The 14,355-nt window shown below is 61.4% G+C and carries 16 protein-coding genes and 1 pseudogene; all 17 read right to left on the reverse strand.

Annotated features, from left to right (window positions below):
- Positions 1-329, reverse strand: a pseudogene (gene hisH / locus ACIQ47_RS11285) (imidazole glycerol phosphate synthase subunit HisH); the annotation flags it as partial.
- Between the two features lie 2 nt (positions 330-331).
- On the reverse strand, positions 332-922 hold the full coding sequence (gene hisB / locus ACIQ47_RS11290; protein ID WP_396438213.1) for an imidazoleglycerol-phosphate dehydratase HisB: 591 nt from the start codon (positions 920-922) through the stop codon (positions 332-334).
- On the reverse strand, positions 919-2,004 hold the full coding sequence (gene hisC / locus ACIQ47_RS11295; protein ID WP_396438214.1) for a histidinol-phosphate transaminase: 1,086 nt from the start codon (positions 2,002-2,004) through the stop codon (positions 919-921). The genes hisB and hisC overlap by 4 nt, the downstream gene beginning before the upstream one ends.
- A complete protein-coding gene (gene hisD / locus ACIQ47_RS11300; protein WP_396438215.1) occupies positions 2,001-3,395 on the reverse strand; it encodes a histidinol dehydrogenase in 1,395 nt (464 codons plus the stop codon). Before hisD ends, hisC begins: the two co-directional genes overlap by 4 nt.
- Positions 3,396-3,397: 2 nt before the next feature.
- Positions 3,398-4,039, reverse strand: a complete 642-nt coding sequence (hisG, locus tag ACIQ47_RS11305) for an ATP phosphoribosyltransferase (protein ID WP_396438216.1) — start codon at positions 4,037-4,039, stop codon at positions 3,398-3,400.
- Positions 4,036-5,301 carry a UDP-N-acetylglucosamine 1-carboxyvinyltransferase gene (gene murA / locus ACIQ47_RS11310; protein ID WP_396438217.1) on the reverse strand — a complete coding sequence of 422 codons (1,266 nt, stop codon included), beginning with the start codon at positions 5,299-5,301 and terminating at the stop codon, positions 4,036-4,038. Before murA ends, hisG begins: the two co-directional genes overlap by 4 nt.
- Before the next feature lie 41 nt (positions 5,302-5,342).
- Positions 5,343-5,582, reverse strand: coding sequence for a BolA family protein (locus ACIQ47_RS11315; protein ID WP_396438218.1), 240 nt, complete (start codon positions 5,580-5,582; stop codon positions 5,343-5,345).
- Between the two features lie 6 nt (positions 5,583-5,588).
- On the reverse strand, positions 5,589-6,344 hold the full coding sequence (locus tag ACIQ47_RS11320; RefSeq protein WP_396438219.1) for an ABC transporter permease: 756 nt from the start codon (positions 6,342-6,344) through the stop codon (positions 5,589-5,591).
- Positions 6,341-7,276 (reverse strand): ABC transporter ATP-binding protein, encoded by a 936-nt coding sequence (locus tag ACIQ47_RS11325; protein ID WP_396438220.1) that lies wholly within the window; start codon positions 7,274-7,276, stop codon positions 6,341-6,343. The genes ACIQ47_RS11320 and ACIQ47_RS11325 overlap by 4 nt, the downstream gene beginning before the upstream one ends.
- 84 nt (positions 7,277-7,360) lie before the next feature.
- Entirely contained in the window at positions 7,361-7,636 is a 276-nt protein-coding gene (locus tag ACIQ47_RS11330) for an STAS domain-containing protein (RefSeq protein ID WP_396438221.1), read from the reverse strand.
- Positions 7,637-7,647: 11 nt separating this feature from the next.
- Positions 7,648-8,304, reverse strand: a complete 657-nt coding sequence (locus tag ACIQ47_RS11335; protein ID WP_396438222.1) for a phospholipid-binding protein MlaC — start codon at positions 8,302-8,304, stop codon at positions 7,648-7,650.
- A gap of 52 nt (positions 8,305-8,356) precedes the next feature.
- Positions 8,357-9,094, reverse strand: coding sequence for a VacJ family lipoprotein (locus ACIQ47_RS11340; RefSeq protein WP_396438223.1), 738 nt, complete (start codon positions 9,092-9,094; stop codon positions 8,357-8,359).
- The gene (gene mlaD, locus ACIQ47_RS11345) at positions 9,091-9,570 is read right to left on the reverse strand and encodes an outer membrane lipid asymmetry maintenance protein MlaD (RefSeq protein ID WP_396438224.1); all 480 of its coding nucleotides are present in this window, start codon (positions 9,568-9,570) and stop codon (positions 9,091-9,093) included. Before mlaD ends, ACIQ47_RS11340 begins: the two co-directional genes overlap by 4 nt.
- A 10-nt stretch (positions 9,571-9,580) precedes the next feature.
- On the reverse strand, positions 9,581-10,363 hold the full coding sequence (gene mlaE, locus ACIQ47_RS11350) for a lipid asymmetry maintenance ABC transporter permease subunit MlaE (protein ID WP_396438225.1): 783 nt from the start codon (positions 10,361-10,363) through the stop codon (positions 9,581-9,583).
- On the reverse strand, positions 10,360-11,178 hold the full coding sequence (locus ACIQ47_RS11355; protein WP_396438226.1) for an ABC transporter ATP-binding protein: 819 nt from the start codon (positions 11,176-11,178) through the stop codon (positions 10,360-10,362). The genes mlaE and ACIQ47_RS11355 overlap by 4 nt, the downstream gene beginning before the upstream one ends.
- Positions 11,179-11,283: 105 nt before the next feature.
- Positions 11,284-12,765: a glutamate synthase subunit beta gene (locus tag ACIQ47_RS11360; RefSeq protein WP_396438227.1), complete on the reverse strand. Its 1,482-nt coding sequence runs from the start codon at positions 12,763-12,765 to the stop codon at positions 11,284-11,286.
- Between the two features lie 30 nt (positions 12,766-12,795).
- Positions 12,796-14,355: glutamate synthase-related protein (locus ACIQ47_RS11365; RefSeq protein ID WP_396438228.1), on the reverse strand; the 1,560-nt coding region annotated here is incomplete at its 5' end.

The following is a 14,355-nucleotide window of genomic DNA, read 5'->3' on the forward strand; positions in this document are numbered from 1 at the left end:
CCGGGGATCAAGCCCAGGCCCGGCGTGTGGCCTTCGTCGCTGTGGTCCAGCAGCATTTGCATGCCGACGCACACGCCAAACAGGGGTTTGCTGGCAGCAGCTTCAAGCACGGCATCGAGCAAGCCCGACTCGCGCAATTCGCGCATGCAGTCGGGCATGGCGCCCTGCCCTGGCAAGACCACGCGGTGCGCGTTGCGCACCACTTGCGGGTCTGAGGTCACGGTCACTTCGGCATGGTCCACGCTGGACGCCGCATGCATCACCGCCTGCGCCACACTGCGCAAGTTGCCCATGCCGTAATCAACGACGGCAACGCGGTTGACGCTCATGCTCAGAGACTTCCTTTGGTGGAGGGGATCACACCCACCGAGCGGGGGTCCAACTCGAGTGCCGCACGCACAGCGCGGGCAAAGGCTTTGAAGATGGTTTCGCACTGGTGGTGCGCATTGACACCCTTGAGGTTGTCGATGTGCAGCGTGCACAGGGCGTGGTTCACAAAGCCCTGGAAGAACTCGTACACCAGCTGCGTGTCGAGTGAGCCCAGCGAGCCGGAAGTGAAGTTCACGTCCATGTGCAGACCGGGGCGACCCGAAAAGTCCACCACCACGCGGCTCAAGGCTTCGTCGAGCGGCACATAGGCGTGGCCGTAGCGGCGGATGCCTTTTTTGTCGCCCATCGCTTGCGCAAAAGCTTGGCCCAAGGTGATGCCGATGTCTTCCACCGTGTGGTGGCCGTCGATGTGCAGGTCGCCTTCGCAGCTGATGTCCAGGTCGATCAAGCCGTGGCGCGCGATCTGATCCAGCATGTGGTCCAGAAAACCGATGCCGCTGGCCAGCTTGGCCTGGCCTGTGCCGTCCAGGTTGATGGCGACACGGATGTTCGTCTCGGCCGTCTTGCGGGTGACGTTTGCTGTGCGGTTCATAAGGAGACTTTCAGAGCAGCAAGGAGTTGGTCATTTTCTGCGGCGGTGCCCACCGTCAGGCGCAAGCAGTTGGCCAGCAATGGGTGCATTTTAGAAATGTTCTTGATCAGCACACCGTGGGCCTTCAGGCCGTCAAAGGTTTTGGCCGCATCGGGCACGCGGGCCAGAATCATGTTGGCTTCGCTGGGGAAAGGCTGCACGCCGGTCAAAGCCGTCAGTGCTTGCATCAAACGGGTGCGCTCTTGGCGCAGGTCTTGGGCTTGCGCGGCAAACACCTTGGCATGCTCCAGCGCAAACAAGGCGCACTCGGTGTTGAGCACGCTGATGTTGTAGGGCGGGCGCACTTTGTCGACCTCGGCCACCAAAGCCTTGGGGCCGATCATGTAGCCCAGACGCACACCGGCCAGGCCAAACTTGGACAACGTGCGCATGAGCAAGACATGCGAATGGCGCGCCATGCGGCCTGCGTAGCTGCGGCTGGCAAAAGGCTGATAAGCCTCGTCCATGACCACCAGGCCGCCTTGCGCGCCCTGGGCCAACACGATCTTTTCGATCGTGTCGTCGTTCCACAGGTTGCCGGTGGGGTTGTTGGGGTAAGCCAGGTAGACGATGGAAGGCTTGTGCTGGGCAATGGCGGCCAGCATGGCGACCTCGTCCAGCTCAAAGTCGGCCGTGAGCGGCACACCGTGGAAGGCCAGGCCTTGCAGCTGGGCGCTCATGGCGTACATCACAAAGCCAGGCAGCGGGGACAGGATGCTGGCTCCAGGCACGTCGCAAGCCATGGCCAGCAAAGAGATCAACTCGTCAGAGCCGTTGCCCAGCATGATGTCAAAGCCTTCGGGCATGCCTGCGTAACTTGCCAGCGCAAGGCGCAGCTCGTTCACACGCTCGCCAGGGTAACGGTTGAGTGCCAACGCGCCCAAACGCTCGCCCAAAGCCTTTTGCAAATCAGCAGGCAGTCTGTGCGGGTTCTCCATCGCGTCGAGCTTGACCATGCCTGCCGAATCCTGAATGGCATAGGCGTGCATGGACTGCACGTCCTGGCGGATGCGTTGCATGAGTTGGGGGCTGATGTGGCTCATTTCGGGTCTCGCATCGGGGGCACAGGGTTCAAACGGAGTTCAGCGGCGCGGGCGTGGGCTTGCAGGCCTTCGCCATAGGCCAGCTCGGCGGCAATGCGGCCCAGCGGCTGGGCACCGGCTTCGCTCACTTCGATCAGGCTGCTGCGTTTTTGGAAGTCGTACACGCCCAGCGGCGACGAAAAGCGCGCCGTGCCGCTGGTGGGCAACACGTGGTTGGGGCCGGCGCAATAGTCGCCCAGCGATTCGCTGGTGAACGCGCCCAAGAAGATGGCCCCCGCGTGGCGCAGCAGCGGCTCCCAGCGGTGCGGGTCGCGGCTCGACACCTCCAGGTGCTCGGGCGCGATGCGGTTGCTGATGGCGCAGGCTTCTTCCATGTTGCGCGTCAGGATCAAAGCGCCCCGGTCGTTGAGCGACTTGGCAATGATCTCGCGACGCGGCATGGAGGGCAGCAGGCGGTCAATGGCGGCCTGCACTTCGGCAATGTAGGCCGCATCAGGGCACAGCAAAATGCTTTGCGCCAACTCATCGTGTTCGGCCTGGCTGAACAGGTCCATCGCCACCCATTCGGCGGGTGTGGTGCCATCGGCCAAGACCAGAATTTCGCTGGGGCCCGCGATCATGTCGATGCCCACGGTGCCGAACACGCGCTTTTTGGCGCTGGCCACATAGGCGTTGCCGGGGCCGGTGATTTTGTCCACTTTGGGGATGGTGGCGGTGCCGTAGGCCAGCGCCGCCACGGCTTGCGCACCGCCCACGGTGAAGGCCCGCGTGACACCCGCCACGAAGGCGGCGGCCAACACGAGTTCATTGCGCTCACCCCGGCTGGAAGTGGCCGTCTCTCCAGAACCGCCCGTGGCCACGCTGCCGCGCACGGGCGTGGGCACAACCATGATGATGTCCTGCACACCCGCCACGTGAGCGGGAATCGCGTTCATCAGCACCGAAGAAGGGTAAGCGGCCTTGCCACCGGGCACGTAAATGCCCACGCGGTCCACCGGCGTGACTTTTTGGCCGAGCAGTGTGCCGTCTTCGTCGCGGTAGCTCCAGCTCTCGCCAGACGCTTTCTTTTGCGCTTCGTGGTACTTGCGCACACGGGTGGCGGCGGCTTGCAGGGCTTCGCGCTGCGCCGCAGGCAGGCTGTCCAATGCGGCCTTCAACTCGGCTTGAGTGATCTCCAGTGCCTTCACATCGGCGGCTTGCAGGCCGTCAAAGCGCTGGGTGTAATCCAGCACCGCCGCGTCGCCACGTCGCTGCACATCGGCCAGGATGTCGGCCACGCGCTGCTCGATGGCGGCGTCGGTGTCGGCAGACCAATGCAGGCGCGCCGCGAAGGCCGCTTCAAAACCGGCATCCGCCGTGTTCAGCTGCAAAGGTTTGGCCTGGAGTCCCATTTTCAGTTTTTCTTCACCGCGCCCGCAAAGGCGTCGATGATGGCGCGGATCGGTGCTTGCTTGAGTTTGAGCGCGGCCTGGTTCACCACCAAACGTGAACTGATGTCCATGATGCGTTCGACTTCCACCAGGTGGTTGGCCTTGAGCGTGTTGCCGGTGGACACCAAGTCAACGATGGCGTCGGCCAAGCCGGTGAGCGGGGCCAGTTCCATGCTGCCGTAGAGCTTGATCATGTCAACGTGCACACCCTTGGTCGCAAAAAAATCGCGGGCGATGGCTGTGTACTTGGTGGCGACTTTCAGGCGTGCCCCGGTGCGCACCAGCGCAGCGTAGTCGTCATCGGCGCGAACGGCCACGCTCATGCGGCATTTGGCAATGTTCAGGTCCAGCGGCTGGTACAGACCCTGGCCACCGTGTTCGATCAAGGTGTCCAGTCCGGTCACGCCCAGGTCGGCACCACCGTATTCCACATAAGTGGGCACGTCACTCGCGCGCACCAGCACCACACGCACGTTGGGCTGGTTGGTGGGCAGAATCAGTTTGCGGGATTTTTCGGGGTCTTCGAGCACCTCGATGCCAGCGGCTTTGAGCAGCGGCAGGGTTTCGTCAAAGATGCGTCCTTTGGACAGGGCCAGCGTGATCATTTGACCCTTTCGATGTCGGCACCCAGTGCGCGCAATTTGGCTTCCATGCGGTCGTAGCCCCGGTCCAGGTGATAGATGCGCTCGACGGTGGTTTCACCCTCAGCCACCAAGCCGGCAATGACCAGGCAGGCAGAGGCGCGCAAGTCGGTGGCCATCACGGTCGCGCCCGACAACTTTGGCACGCCCTCGATCACGGAGACCTTGCCGTCGATCTGGATGTGCGCGCCCAGGCGCACCAGCTCGTTGACGTGCATGAAGCGGTTTTCAAAAATCGTTTCGGTCACTTTGCTCGCGCCTTGCGAGATGCAGTTGAGCGCCATGAACTGGGCCTGCATGTCGGTCGGAAAACCCGGGTATTCGGTGGTGCGAAAGCTCTGGGCTTTCAAGCGGCCTTCGGATTTGACACGGATGAAGCCCTCACCGGCTTCGATGGTGGCCCCGGCATCTCGCAGTTTGTCGATGACGGCATCCAGGTGGTCTGCGCGGCCATGGCGCAGCACCACGTCACCGCCCGTGGCCGCCACGGCACACAGGAATGTGCCCGCCTCGATGCGGTCGGCCACCACTTGGTGCTGAGCGCCGTGCAAGCTCTGCACACCTTGAATGCGGATGCGGCGTGTGCCGTGGCCTTCGATCTTCGCACCCATTTTGATCAGCAACTCGGCCAGGTCGGGAATTTCAGGCTCTTGCGCGGCGTTTTCCAGCACCGTCTCGCCTTCGGCCAAGGCGGCGGCCATCATGAAGTTTTCGGTGCCCGTCACCGTCACCATGTCGGTGGTGATGTGCGCACCTTTGAGGCGCGTGCGGCCTGCAGGCAAGCTGGCCAGCATGTAGCCATGGTCCACGGTGATCACCGCGCCCATGGCCTGCAGGCCTTTGATGTGTTGGTCCACCGGACGCGAACCAATCGCGCAACCACCAGGCAAGGACACCTTGGCGTGGCCAAAGCGGGCCAGCAAAGGGCCCAGCGCCAGCACCGAGGCGCGCATGGTTTTCACCAATTCGTAGGGCGCTTGCGGGTTGTTCAAAGCCCCGGCGTCGAGCGTGACCCGGCCGTCTTCGTGGTGTTCGGCCGTCACGCCCATGTTGCGGATCAGCTTGAGCATGGTCGAGACGTCTTGCAGGCGCGGCACATTGGCCAGCGTGACGGGTTCGGCGCTCAGCAAAGCGGCGCACAGCTCGGGCAGGGCCGCGTTTTTGGCACCTGCCACATCGAGTTTGCCTTGCAGGCGCTTGCCGCCGCGAATGATCAGTTTGTCCATGGGTCAGGTCGGTGCGTTGCGGCCCGAAGGCCTTCGTTTCATTAGGTTTGCGCAGCCCATTCGGCGGGCGTGAAGGTTTTCATCGACAAGGCGTGCACCTCGTCGGTGTGCATTTTCTGGCCCAGCGTGGCGTACACCCGCTGGTGCCGCGCAATGGGGCGCATGCCGGCAAAGGCTTCGGACACCACCACGGCGCTCCAGTGGCGGCCATCGCCATCCACCGTCAGGTGGGTGCAGTCAAGACCTGCGGCAATGATGGCTTGAAGTTGATCAGCGTTCATGGGGGTTCAGCTCCGGATTTTGTAGCCGATGCGCAAAAGGTGAAGGGTCAAGGCACTGATGGCGGCCAGGGCCGTGCCCACCACCGCCAGACTGAGCCAAGGGGAGACATCGCTTTGGCCAAAAAAGCCGTAACGGAAACCGTCGATCATGTAGAAAAACGGGTTCAGGTGGCTGAGCTTTTGCCAAAACGGCGGCAGGGAGTGGATGGAGTAAAACACGCCCGACAAAAACGTCATGGGCATGATGATGAAGTTCTGGAAAGCGGCCATTTGGTCGAACTTTTCAGCCCACAGCCCCGCGATCACGCCCAATGCGCCCATCATGGCCGCGCCCATGCAGGCGAAGGCCAAAATCCACAACGGGTTGACGAAAGTGATGTTGACCATCCAGCCGGTGATCACAAACACACCCACGCCAACGGCCAAGCCCCGCACCACCGAGGAGCCCACATAGGCCAAAAACCAGCTGCGGTGCGACAGGGGCGTGAGCAGCAAAAACACCAAGCTGCCCATGATCTTGCTTTGCACCAGGCTCGACGAGCTGTTGGCAAACGCGTTTTGCAGCACGCCCATCATCATCAGGCCCGGCAGCAAAAACGAGGTGTAGGCCACGTTGTCATACACCTTGACATGGTCTTCGAGCACATGGCCAAAGATCAACATGTACAGCACAGACGTCAGCACCGGCGCACCCACGGTCTGGAAAGCAACTTTCCAAAAACGCAGCACTTCTTTGTACAGCAGGGTTTGCCAGCCGGTCATGCCAGGGCTCCGGTGGCGGTTTGTTTGCGGTTCATGACTTCCAGAAAAACGTCTTCCAGATCGGCCTGGCGGATCTCCACGTCTTCGACCACCAGCCCCGCTGTGCGCAGGGTGGCCAGGTGGTTTTCGATCTCGACCGCGTTGTGCACCGGCAACTGCACGATGCGTCCCGTGACGCGGGCCATGGCCGCGACAGCAGGCGGCAAGTCGCCATCCAGCTTGAAGCGCAGCACCTGGCTGGTCGCAGAACGGAGCAAATCTGAGGTGCGCTCTAGCGCTAACAACTGGCCGCGCTTGAGCATGGCGATGCGCCCGCACAAGGCTTCGGCTTCTTCCAGGTAATGTGTGGTCAGCAAGACGGTGTGGCCTTGCTTGTTGAGTTTGGCGATGAAGGCCCACAAGGTCTGTCGCAGCTCCACGTCGACCCCGGCGGTGGGCTCGTCGAGCACGATCACGCGGGGCTTGTGCACCAAGGCTTGCGCCACCAGCACGCGGCGTTTCATGCCGCCCGAGAGCTGGCGCATGTTGGCACCCGCCTTGTCGGCCAGGCCCAGGCTGTCCAGCAGCTCATCGATCCAGGCCTCGTTTTTCTTGACGCCAAAATACCCCGACTGGATGCGCAGCGATTCGCGCACGGTGAAAAAAGGGTCAAACACCAACTCTTGCGGCACCACGCCCAGCAGTCGGCGCGCGGCAGCGTAGTCGCTTTGCACGTCGTGGCCATGCACCAAAACACGGCCGGTGCTGGGGCGACTCAAGCCTGCCAAGGTGCTGATGAGGGTGGTTTTGCCCGCGCCATTGGGGCCGAGCAGGCCGAAGAATTCGCCCTCCTCCACGTCAAAGCTGACCTGGTCAAGCGCTTTGAACGCGGCTGCGCCCGCCTGTTTGGCTGAATAAATCTTGGAAACGGATTGGAATGAGAGCGCTGGCATGGGAGAGGTCTATTTTAAGTGCTGGCCCGCGGCCCCCGGGGCGCTGCCCTTGCAGAGGCCCCAAAAGACAAGGAAACCACGCCATCAAGCGGGCTGGAGCAGGTCCATCACCCCGTACAAACTGGCCAGTTCACGCAAGCGCGGCGTCATGCCCTGGACCTGCAAAGCGCTGCCCTTTTGCGTCAATGCCCTGCGCAAACCCAGCAGCAAGGCCAGCGCCGAGGAATCAAATTCAACCACCCCCGATGCATCCAGCACCACCGCAGGCGGCAGGCTAGGGGGCAATTGCGCCACCCACTTCGCCAGACACGCATCGGCCTGGTTGTGCAGCAAAGTGGCGGGCAGCTTCAGAGGGCTCATGTCTTGCAGGTTCAAGAGGCTTTGGAGTTGGATTTGTTGCGAGCTGCCAAACTGGCAATCAGCGCATCGATGCCACCGGCATTGATCTCTTTGGTGAACTGGTTGCGGTAGTTTTCGATCAGCCACACGCCCAGCACGTTCAGGTCAAAAATCATCCAGCCTGCGCCTTGACCCGGGGTTTTTTCGAGTCGGTAGTCCAACTGAATCGGGTCCGCCTTGCCACGCACCTCGGTGTTCACCACCAGGTTTTTGTCTTCCTGGCCAGCGCGCAGGGGCTTGACCACCACCACCTGGTCGGTGATCTGGCTCAGGGCACCCGAATAGGTGCGCACCAACAAAATCTTGAACTCTTCTTGCAGGCGTTTTTGTTGCTCAGGCGTGGCTTTGCGCCAAGCTGGGCCAGTGGCGAGAGCAGTCATGCGCCTGAAATTCACATGAGGCATCAGCTGCGTGTCGACCAGCTGCATGATTTTGCCGATGTCGCCGCTGCGCAGGGCCTTGTCGGCCTTGATGGCGTTCAGCGTTTCGTTGGTGATGCGCTGGATCAAGGCCTCGGGCGCTTCGTCGGCAGCCATGGACAGACCCGAAACGCCCAAAAGGCTTGCGGCACAGGCGGCCACAAGCACATGGCGGCGGTTCAGGAAAAGAGCGGTATCGGTTTTGAGCATGAAATAACTATACGGCCTGCGGCAAAAATGCGTGTGAACAACTGTAACGGGCTTATTTCGGGTCGGCCTCGCCATTCCCATAGTCGAAACTTGAGGGTGGGTTGCCGTCGTGTATGTCGTTACGGCGTTTTTGGAGGAAGCCGTCACGCACAAACGAGTAAGGGTCTAGCGATGCGGCCTTGACCACATCCACGGTTTGCAGCAGTCCTGAGCGGATGTCCAGAACGCGTGTCGCAGTCAAGGCATTGCGAGTGGCCTCATCTGAAAATTGACGCGAAACATCGCCCTGCATGTCCAGCGGCAAGGCTAAGGTGTCGCGCAGCGTGGATGGCCCCAGCAAAGGCAGCACCACATAGGGGCCAGGCTTGACACCCCAGTAACCCAAGGTCTGCCCGAAGTCTTCCTTGCGCTTTTCCAGGCGCATTTCGGTGGCCACATCCAGCAATCCGCCCAGACCGAAAAAAGTGTTCACGTGGAAGCGCATGAAAGTCTCCACCGTGGCCTGACCCTTGAGCTGCAGGGCGCTGTTGGCCATGGACCAGACATCCCCCAAGTTGCCCAAAAAGTTGCCCACGCCCGTGCGCACAAAGCTGGGCAGCACTTTCACATACAGCTGCGCTGCGGGCTTGATGGCCATGGTGTCCACCACGTCATTGAACTGGTAGACGCTGCGGTTCATCGACTCCCAAGGGTCACGCGCATCGGCTGTTTTCACGGTGGCGCAGCCTTGCAAGGCCACAAGGCTGACCAGCAGCGCCAGCGAGGCAAAGCGTTTCGTCCAGGCGATCATGGTTTTTTGCTTTCAGGGATGGATTTTTCAGCCTGGCTGAACAGGAACTGGCTGATCAGGTTTTCCAGGATGACGGCCGATTGGGTGGATCCGATGCGGTCTCCGGCGACCAGATTTTTCTCGTCAGCGCCAGGCGCGACATCAAGGTATTGCTCGCCCAGCAAACCGCTGGTGAGGATTTTCAGGGAGCTGTCTTGAGGAAAGGCGTGCTGGGTCTGCATGTCCAGCGTGACCTTGGCCTGGAAGGACTCACCGTCGAATTCGATTTTCTTGACGCGCCCGACCACCACCCCGGCGCTTTTGACCGCCGCGCCGGGCTTGAGCCCGCCGATGTTGTCGAACTTGGCCGTGACTTCGTAGTCTTGGCTGAAACTCCAGGTGAGCAAGTTGGCTGCCTTGAGCGCCAGAAACAGCACGGCCACAGCGCCCAACAAGACAAACAAACCCACCCAAATATCATTTTTTGAACGTTGCATGCCGTCCTCCTCAAATGCTGAACATCATCGCGGTCAGGATGAAATCCAGGCCCAACACCGACAAAGAAGAAACCACCACACTGCGTGTGGTGGCGCTGGCCACACCTTCGGGCGTGGGCTTGGCCACATAGCCCTGCAGCAAGGCAATAAAGGTCACGGCCACGCCGAACACCACGCTTTTGATGATGCCGTTGCCCACATCCTTGAACACGTCGACCCCGCCTTGCATCTGGCTCCAGAACGAACCGGCATCGACCCCGATGAGCAACACGCCCACCACGTAGCCACCCAAAATGCCCACCGCACTGAACACCGCCGCCAACAAGGGCATGGCGATGATGCCACCCCAAAAGCGGGGGGCCAAAATGCGCTGCACCGGGTCCACCGCCATCATTTCCAAAGCGGTGAGTTGCTCACCGGCCCGCATGAGACCAATCTCGGCCGTGAGCGAGGCACCGGCCCGACCCGCAAACAACAAGGCGGCCACCACGGGGCCCAACTCGCGCACCAGGCTCAGCGCCACCAAGAGGCCCAGCGCCTCGGCCGAGCCATAGCGCTGCAAGGTGTAATAGCCCTGCAAACCCAACACAAAACCCACAAACAGGCCCGACACGGTGATGATGGCCAGCGAGTAATTGCCCAGAAAATGCACTTGGTCGCGCACCAGGCCAAAGCGCTTGAGCGCTGCACCGGACATGCCCAGCAACTTGAAAAACAGCCGAGCGGCAAAACCCCAATCGGCCAGCATTTGGCGGGTGGATGCGCCCAAAGCGCCCAGCATGTCGGTGATCATGCCGACCTCCCGTCGTAGTCTTGCGCTGTCGAAGGTGCCGGGTAGTGGAAGGGCACCGGCCCATCGCTGAGCGCATGCACAAACTGGTAAATCAAGGGGTCGGTGCTGGCCCGCAGCTCGGCAGGCGTGCCCTGCGCGGCCACACCGCCGTGGGCCAGGATGACCACATGGTCGGCGATCTCAAAAGTCTCGGTCACGTCGTGCGACACCACGATGCTGGTGATGCCCAGGCTGTCGTTCAAGCGGCGAATCAGGCGCGCCGCCGTGCCCAGCGAAATCGGGTCCAGACCGGCAAAGGGCTCGTCGTACATGATCAGGTCGGGGTCGAGCGCGATGGCGCGGGCCAAGGCCACTCTGCGGCTCATGCCGCCAGAAATTTCAGAGGGCCGCAGGTCTCGCGCACCGCGCAAGCCCACCGCATCGAGCTTCATCAGCACGATGTCGCGGATCAGGTCTTCCGACAAACGGGTGTGTTCGCGCAAGGGAAAAGCCACGTTGTCGAACACGCTCATGTCGGTGAACAAAGCCCCAAACTGAAACAGCATGCCCATGCGGCGGCGCGCGGTATAAAGCTCGGCTTGTCGCATGGACGTGATGTCATGGCCGTCAAACAGCAATTGGCCTGCGCTGGCACGGATCTGGCCACCGATCAAGCGCAAGACCGTGGTCTTGCCGCCCCCCGACACCCCCATCAGGGCCGTGACTTGGCCACGCGGCACATTGAAGCTGAGGTTCTTCAAAATGACACGGTCGCCGTACCCAAACGTCAGGTCGTGCAATTCAACAAGTGGCTGTGAGGTGGACGAGGTCTGCATGAAAAAAACAAGAGCCGGATTGTCCGGCTCTTGTGATGGTAATGACTGCGTAATGGTTCGGTGTCATCAAGGGCAAATCAGGGATTTTACCTAGAACCCCGAAGGTCACCGGGGCAATTCACTCGCCCCCATCAGGAACTCGTCCACTGAGCGTGCGGCCTGGCGTCCTTCGCGGATGGCCCAGACCACCAGCGACTGACCACGGCGCATGTCGCCAGCGGCAAACACCTTGGGCACGTTGGTGGCGTAACCGCCTGTGAAGTCGGTGCTGGCTTTGGCGTTGCCACGGGCGTCCTTGTCGATGCCAAAGGCGTCGAGCACGGTGGCCACCGGGTTGGTGAAACCCATGGCCAGCAAAACCATGTCGGCTTTGTATTCTTTCTCGGTGCCAGGCACTTCGACCATCTTGCCGTCCTTGAATTCGACATGCACCGTGGTCAATCCGGTGACTTTGCCTTTTTCACCGATGAACGCCTTGGTGGAAATGGCAAATTCACGTTGCAACAGGCCTTTTTCGGCGCTCTCGTCGTGGCTGGAGCTGGTGCGCAGCTTCATGGGCCAATAAGGCCAGACCAGCGCCTTGTTTTCTTTTTCGGGGGGCTCAGGCATCACCTCGAATTGGGTCACGCTGACCGCGCCGTGGCGCGTGCTGGTGCCCACGCAGTCGCTGCCGGTGTCGCCACCACCGATCACGATGACGTTTTTAGCGTCGGCACGCAACTGGCCCTTGACCTTGTCGCCCGCATTGACCTTGTTTTGCTGGGGCAAGAATTCCATCGCGAAATGGATGCCTTCGAGGTCGCGGCCGGGCACAGGCAGGTCACGGGACTGCTCGGAGCCCCCTGTGAGCAACACAGCGTCGAAGTCCTTTTTGAGTTGCTCGGCGCTGATGGTTTCCTTGGCCCAGTTGGTGACCTTGGAATCTTTGGGCCACTCGCCGACCAGCACGCTGGTGCGGATCTTCACGCCTTCGGCTTGAAGCTGCTGCACTCGGCGGTCGATGTGCGTCTTTTCCATTTTGAAATCAGGAATGCCATAGCGCAGCAAGCCGCCCACGCGGTCGTTCTTCTCGAACAAGGTCACGTCGTGGCCCGCACGCGCGAGCTGTTGCGCTGCGGCCAGACCGGCAGGGCCTGCACCGATGATGGCCACGGTTTTGCCGGTCTTGACTTTGGCAGGACGGGGCGTGACCCAGCCTTCGGCCCAGGCGCGGTCGATGATGGCGTGCTCAATCGACTTGATGCCCACGGCATCGTCGTTGAAGTTGACCACGCAAGCCGCTTCGCAGGGCGCGGGGCAGATGCGGCCGGTGAACTCGGGGAAGTTGTTGGTGCTGTGCAGCACCTCGATCGCGTTCTTCCAGTCGCCTTCAAACACCAGGTTGTTGAAGTCCGGAATGATGTTGTTGACCGGGCAGCCGTTGTTGCAAAACGGTGTGCCGCAGTCCATGCAGCGCGCCGCTTGGGTTTTGGATTGCTCTTCGGTCAAACCGATCACGAATTCGCCGTAATTTTTGAGGCGCTCGGAGACCGGCTTGTAGCCTTCTTCGATGCGCTCAAATTCCATGAAGCCAGTGATTTTTCCCATGATGCTATTCCTTCACTCTTGACGTTCGGCTCAGGCGGCCACGGGCTGGGCGGCCTGGGCCGCGTTCGCCGCTTTGCGTGCATTGATCTCGCCCAAGGCGCGCTTGTATTCGTTCGGGAAGACCTTGACAAACTTGGCGCGGGCCGTGGCCCAGTTGTCCAGCAATTCGCGCGCACGCTGGCTGCCGGTCCACTTGTGGTGGTCTTCCAGCAGTTTCCTCAGTTGCGCTTCGTCGGCCTGGTCGCGGTGCCAGACCTTGCGGTCCACTTGCGCTTCTTGATCGGCCGCAGACAGCACTTTTTCCATGCTGACCATGGCGGTGTTGCAGCGAGAGGCGAATTCGCCGTCTTCGTCGTACACATAAGCGATACCACCGCTCATGCCCGCGCCGAAGTTGCGGCCGGTTTTGCCCAAGACAGCCACCGTACCGCCGGTCATGTATTCGCAGCCATGGTCGCCTGTGCCTTCGACCACCGCAGTGGCACCCGACAGGCGCACCGCGAAACGCTCGCCGGCCACGCCCGCAAAGAAGGCTTCACCCGTGGTGGCGCCGTACATGACGGTGTTGCCCACGATGATGTTTTGCGAGGCCACGCCACGGAACTCCAGGCTGGGGCGCACCACGACACGGCCGCCCGACAAACCTTTGCCGGTGTAGTCGTTGGCCTCACCAATCAGGTACAGCGTGATGCCTTTGGCCAGGAACGCACCAAACGACTGACCGCCTGTGCCTTCCAGTTGAATGCGCAAGGTGTCGTCGGGCAAACCTTCGGGGTGCACCTTGGTCACCGCACCGGACAACATGGCACCGACCGAACGGTTCACGTTGCGGGCGACTTCCATGAACTGCACTTTTTCGCCCTTGTCGATGGCGGCGCGGCTCTTGGCGATCAGCACGTTGTCCAGGGCTTTTTCCAACCCGTGGTCTTGGGTGTCCACATGGCGCACAGCCACGGTGGAGGACACTTGCGGCACGGCCAACAAACGGCCAAAGTCCAGGCCCTTGGCTTTCCAGTGCTCCACACCGCTCTTCATGTCGAGCAGGTCGGCACGGCCCACCAGGTCGTCGAACTTGTTGATGCCCAACTGGGCCATGATCTGGCGCACTTCTTCGGCGATGAAAAAGAAATAGTTCACGACGTGCTCGGGCTTGCCGGTGAACTTGGCGCGCAAGGTGGGGTCTTGCGTGGCCACACCCACAGGGCAGGTGTTCAGGTGGCACTTGCGCATCATGATGCAGCCCTCGACCACCAGCGGTGCGGTGGCAAAGCCGAATTCGTCCGCGCCCAACAACGCGCCAATGGCGACATCGCGGCCGGTCTTCATCTGGCCATCGGCCTGCACGCGGATGCGGCCTCGCAAGCCGTTGAGCACCAGGGTTTGCTGGGTTTCGGCCAAGCCGATTTCCCAAGGCGAGCCGGCGTGCTTGACGGACGACCAAGGCGATGCGCCCGTGCCGCCGTCGTGACCGGCGATCACCACATGGTCGGCCTTGCACTTGGCCACACCGGCAGCGATGGTGCCGACGCCGATTTCGGACACGAGCTTGACGCTGATGTCGCTGTGCGGGGCCACGTTCTTCAGGTCGTG

Source organism: Limnohabitans sp., from assembly GCF_044373035.1.
Classification (GTDB): domain Bacteria; phylum Pseudomonadota; class Gammaproteobacteria; order Burkholderiales; family Burkholderiaceae_C; genus Limnohabitans_A.

Excerpts from the sequence above, each read along its gene's own strand:
- hisB (WP_396438213.1), bottom strand. The coding sequence starts at position 922 with ATGAACCGCACAGCAAACGTCACCCGCAAGACGGCCGAGACGAACATC.
- hisC (WP_396438214.1), bottom strand. The coding sequence starts at position 2,004 with ATGAGCCACATCAGCCCCCAACTCATGCAACGCATCCGCCAGGACGTG.
- hisD (WP_396438215.1), bottom strand. The coding sequence starts at position 3,395 with ATGGGACTCCAGGCCAAACCTTTGCAGCTGAACACGGCGGATGCCGGT.
- hisG (WP_396438216.1), bottom strand. The coding sequence starts at position 4,039 with ATGATCACGCTGGCCCTGTCCAAAGGACGCATCTTTGACGAAACCCTG.
- murA (WP_396438217.1), bottom strand. The coding sequence starts at position 5,301 with ATGGACAAACTGATCATTCGCGGCGGCAAGCGCCTGCAAGGCAAACTC.
- ACIQ47_RS11315 (WP_396438218.1), bottom strand. The coding sequence starts at position 5,582 with ATGAACGCTGATCAACTTCAAGCCATCATTGCCGCAGGTCTTGACTGC.
- ACIQ47_RS11320 (WP_396438219.1), bottom strand. The coding sequence starts at position 6,344 with ATGACCGGCTGGCAAACCCTGCTGTACAAAGAAGTGCTGCGTTTTTGG.
- ACIQ47_RS11325 (WP_396438220.1), bottom strand. The coding sequence starts at position 7,276 with ATGCCAGCGCTCTCATTCCAATCCGTTTCCAAGATTTATTCAGCCAAA.
- ACIQ47_RS11330 (WP_396438221.1), bottom strand. The coding sequence starts at position 7,636 with ATGAGCCCTCTGAAGCTGCCCGCCACTTTGCTGCACAACCAGGCCGAT.
- ACIQ47_RS11335 (WP_396438222.1), bottom strand. The coding sequence starts at position 8,304 with ATGCTCAAAACCGATACCGCTCTTTTCCTGAACCGCCGCCATGTGCTT.
- ACIQ47_RS11340 (WP_396438223.1), bottom strand. The coding sequence starts at position 9,094 with ATGATCGCCTGGACGAAACGCTTTGCCTCGCTGGCGCTGCTGGTCAGC.
- mlaD (WP_396438224.1), bottom strand. The coding sequence starts at position 9,570 with ATGCAACGTTCAAAAAATGATATTTGGGTGGGTTTGTTTGTCTTGTTG.
- mlaE (WP_396438225.1), bottom strand. The coding sequence starts at position 10,363 with ATGATCACCGACATGCTGGGCGCTTTGGGCGCATCCACCCGCCAAATG.
- ACIQ47_RS11355 (WP_396438226.1), bottom strand. The coding sequence starts at position 11,178 with ATGCAGACCTCGTCCACCTCACAGCCACTTGTTGAATTGCACGACCTG.
- ACIQ47_RS11360 (WP_396438227.1), bottom strand. The coding sequence starts at position 12,765 with ATGGGAAAAATCACTGGCTTCATGGAATTTGAGCGCATCGAAGAAGGC.